Here is a 3,180-nt window from a genome sequence, read left to right on the forward strand (position 1 = left end):
GGGCTCGCCGACGCTTCCGGGATTGAAGATCACCCGGCCGTCTGAAAGCCGCAGAAGTTCGGGGCGATGGCTGTGGCCGCAGAGCAGCAGCCTGAAAGCGGGGTCGAGCTTGCCGAGCCTTTTCTCGGTCGCCACCAGCGATGCGCGCACGAGATGACCATCGACGATGGCGTCGGCAAGATAGCGCTCGTCATGATCGGGCCTTGCGTGGAAGGCTAGTACCGATGGCGCGATTTCCAACTGGAGGGGCAGGGCGGCGAGTACGTCTCGTTGCGCGGCCGTCAGTCGCTCATGGGCGAAACGGTCGGACGGCCACGTTTCGTCTGTCACGTCCTCGGCAACGCGGCGATCATGATTGCCGCGCACAGTGGGTGCGGCAAGCTCCTCAAGGCGTTCGAAAGTTTCACGCGGCCAGAGAGGACCGGAAACGCAGTCGCCGAGATTGACGATGAGGTCTGCTCCGCCGCGTTGCTCAAGATCATTCAGGACGGCGTCGAGCGCCATGACGTTTCCATGGATGTCTGCGATGACTGCTATTTTCAATGCCGGCTCCTGCTGTTACTGGTCTCTTAGCAGGCGGCAGCAGGAATGTCAGGTGGCTCAGCCGATGACGAATCGAACAGCAGCCTGATGTTGAGGACCGCAATTACGATCGCGATCTGTATTGCAAAGGCGGTGTGATAACACGGGGCAGGCGTTGGTGCATGGATCCGTTGTTGGCCACAATTGAGACTATGATGGCGCTCGTCATTGCGTCTTCGCCTTGCACCGAACGGACTTCGCGCGTGCATAGGCGAGCATGCGGTTGAGAACGGCGCAACCGATGGCGACCTCTGTCTGCTGGGCCGGGAGCGAGCCCTCAAGCGCCGTGCGATCATTCCCTAGTATCGCCCGATGGCGATCCAGTTCAATCGGTCGCAAGGAAAACAAACCCGGCAAAAGTCCATGCAGCAAAATGAGGATAACACCGCCGGCCCCGTAACGCCCTACGGCGGCCTAACGTGTGAAATGCCCCTTAAACATGGGGTAATCGCGGCGCGATCGTCCCAGGCCATTTCTCTAAGATGATGGCTGGCGGGGGTGATTGCCCCCGATAAGATGGGAAAACGGGCTCACGATTGGAACCGGGCCCAAGCATCGAACGGAGAGCAACCATGGACCAATATATCGGGCTTGATGTTTCATTGAAAGATACGGCGATCTCGATTCGAGAGGACGGGAAGCGGATCTGGCGGGGGAAGTGTCCTTCGGATCCGAAGCTTCTGGCGCAGATGATCCGCAAGCACGCGCCGCACGCCAGGCGCGTCGTATTCGAGACGGGGCCGCTGTCGACGTGGTTCTATCATGCGCTGACGACCGAGGGGGCTCCGGCGATCTGCATTGAAGCGCGGCACGCGCAAAAGGTATTGGACGAGACACTCAACAAGACCGATGCCAATGATGCGGATGGTCTGGCTCAGCTCGCTGAAGCCGGCTTTTACAAAGCGGTTCGAGTCAAGTCGTTTGACGCTATGATGATCCGCGCGTTGGTGGCGGCCCGCAATCAGCTCCTGAACATCTCAACACAACTTGGCAATCAGATCCGGGTGTCATGAAGACGTTTGGCCTTATCGTACCCAAAGGCACAGGTCGGGTGTTTGATACCCATGTTCGAGAGCTTCTGGAGAGGCAGACCTCTCTGGCACAGATCATTTTGCCCTTGCTTGATGCGTGGCACGACATACGCAAGCGTGTGGCCGATCTTGGTCGCCAGCTGCTCGCAGCGGCGCGGGAGAGCCAACCCTGCTCCCGGCACTGGACGGCTCTGAAGAAAACATGGCCGCTGAGGCCCGATCCAACCAATCAATTTACGCCGCGTTTCTTGTTCTGCAACACGGTGAAGATGCCGAATGCCCAAACCACCCTGACCAAAGCAACGCGATTAGACAACCAAGATTGGCGGCGAAATCAGACTGACTCCCCGCTCAGGATGAGCTGTCATCATCATCACCAGCGTCAGAAGAAGAATCCGACGCATCATCGTAGCTATCGGTCTCGGCATCGGCATTTTGGGCATCGTTGTCCTTGTCGTCGGTGTAGTAATTATTGACGATTGTTTCGCCGGTGGAGCCCTGCTGCGCGCTGTCGATTCCAAAACCCGAGCCACCAAACATCGAGTGACTACCTAGCATATTCTTGATGCCTTCGAACATAAGCGCGCCACCAGCGACGCCGGCCGCCGTGCTCAGCGCGCCTTGCAGGAAACTGCCTGCCTGAGGCTGTGCCTGCTGCGGTGCCACAGCCCAAGGTCCGCGCTGCGGGGGCACGCCTTGTGGCACAGATACGTCTTGAAGGGTCGTTCCCGGGCCCCATGGCCCGCTTGGTCGACCCATCTGAGGTGCAGATGAAGGCGGGCCACTGCGCGAGCTGCCGAAGATCGAGCCCAACAAACTACCCGATTGCCCCTGTGCGGGCCCTGAGCCTTCCAAATCTGCCACTTTGGCCTTGAGGGCCTGAATGCGCTCGTGGCAGGCATTCAGCGCCTGTTCCTGAACGATCACGGCCTGGGCCAAAAGATAGGGAGCCGAGGGCTGAGCCTTGACTTGATCAACGATGAAGCGTTCAGCCTCGGGATCGCGCCGAGCGTCTGCGGCTTGCTTGGTGCGATCGAAGAGCTCACTGAGGAGTTTCTGTTCGTCGGCATTCATTTTCCGTTACCTTCTGTTGGGAGACTCAACACCTCGAGTCGAATTCATGACATTGAATGACGTTGCGAAACCTTTCACTGAGGGGAATTGGCATGTCAGAGCCAAACAGCCCACAACGCGACAGCTACCGTGGTAGCAATACAACCCAGTTGCCGGCGGACAAACGAAGAAGCATTTCACATACCTGTGGTGCAAAGACCTCTTCATAGAATACACGAGGATTTTAGCAGCGGTGACTGAGGGCAAGATTATGCCGGGATGAAGCGGAACTGAAATGATCCGCAATGGCATGTCGAATTGGCTCCGTTTAGACCGACCGCCGGCGTTGTCACGTTATTTGAAAAAACGCCAGCATTGAGCTGCATGAGCAAATTCAGGCAAGCATTCCAGTCACGGCGTTCCATTCCGCCATCGCTCTGATGCGGTGAATGCGGATGGCGATTGCTGAGTGTTTGGTGCTCGGCGGGACGAAAAGATTTCTGAGAGCGGAAAA

Annotated in this window: 2 protein-coding genes and 3 pseudogenes; 1 reads left to right on the top strand and 4 read right to left on the bottom strand. The window is 57.8% G+C overall.

Annotation, left to right across the window (positions count from 1 at the left end):
• A partial coding sequence (locus tag AAAC48_RS29655) for a metallophosphoesterase family protein (RefSeq protein ID WP_340657614.1) occupies positions 1–543 on the bottom strand: 543 nt, incomplete at its 3' end.
• Between the two features lie 204 nt (positions 544–747).
• Positions 748–899 (bottom strand): annotated as a pseudogene (locus AAAC48_RS29660) (IS5/IS1182 family transposase); the annotation flags it as partial.
• Positions 900–1,154: 255 nt separating this feature from the next.
• Here AAAC48_RS29660 and AAAC48_RS29665 point away from each other — a divergent pair.
• Positions 1,155–1,792 (top strand): annotated as a pseudogene (locus AAAC48_RS29665) (transposase); the annotation flags it as partial.
• 172 nt (positions 1,793–1,964) lie between these two features.
• On the opposite strand, the gene AAAC48_RS29670 reads toward AAAC48_RS29665, so the two are convergent.
• Positions 1,965–2,687 (bottom strand): DUF2076 domain-containing protein, encoded by a 723-nt coding sequence (locus AAAC48_RS29670; RefSeq protein ID WP_340657615.1) that lies wholly within the window; start codon positions 2,685–2,687, stop codon positions 1,965–1,967.
• 373 nt (positions 2,688–3,060) lie between these two features.
• Positions 3,061–3,180: pseudogene (locus AAAC48_RS29675) on the bottom strand (IS6 family transposase); the annotation flags it as partial.

It is taken from the genome of Phyllobacterium sp. (genome assembly GCF_037994405.1).
Classification (GTDB): domain Bacteria; phylum Pseudomonadota; class Alphaproteobacteria; order Rhizobiales; family Rhizobiaceae; genus Phyllobacterium.

Excerpts from the sequence above, each read along its gene's own strand:
- AAAC48_RS29670 (WP_340657615.1), bottom strand. The coding sequence starts at position 2,687 with ATGAATGCCGACGAACAGAAACTCCTCAGTGAGCTCTTCGATCGCACC.